Here is a 553-nt window from a genome sequence, read left to right on the forward strand (position 1 = left end):
TTTCTGCTGATTCGCTAAATAGCGTGATCAAGGAGGAGAAGACGCTTGAGCAAGCCTACCTTGATATTCAACCCTTGCCTTCAGACATGGCTATTAAAGAAACTCTGGGAGCGGTTGCGCAGGGGCCATGCCCAATTCCGGTAGTAGATGAAGCAAACAAGTATTTGGGTGTTATAAGCCGCACCATATTGCTTGAGACTCTGGATCGGGAGGAAGACGTATGAGTCAGGACGCGAGTAATCCATGGGCAGTGACCGAAGTACAAGAGTCGATAGAAGAGGTAAACTCAGATGCCAACCCCTGGGGGGCAGCGAGTGAGACAACCACTAGCCAGACTCTATCAGCTGGTGCTCCAGAGCCAGATGCGCCTTTTTCGATTATAGATCCGTTTGCCAATGAGCTCATTCCGCTTGAGAGCTGGGTCGAGACTGGAATCGGTTGGGTGGTTGGCAATTTCCGACCATTTTTCTCTGCGATTAAAGCCCCAATCGATGCAACGCTAAGTTCAATTGAAGCTCTACTGCAAAGTATTAATCCAATTTTCATGATTTTA

At 48.1% G+C, this 553-nt stretch carries 2 pseudogenes; both read left to right on the forward strand.

The annotated features are described in order from the left end of the window. A pseudogene (locus A3750_RS26425) lies at nucleotides 1–224 on the forward strand (glycine betaine/L-proline ABC transporter ATP-binding protein); the annotation flags it as partial. Continuing rightward, nucleotides 221–553: pseudogene (locus tag A3750_RS19530) on the forward strand (proline/glycine betaine ABC transporter permease ProW); the annotation flags it as partial. The pseudogenes A3750_RS26425 and A3750_RS19530, both read left to right, overlap by 4 nt.

The sequence above is a fragment of the Oleiphilus sp. HI0079 genome (assembly GCF_001635105.1).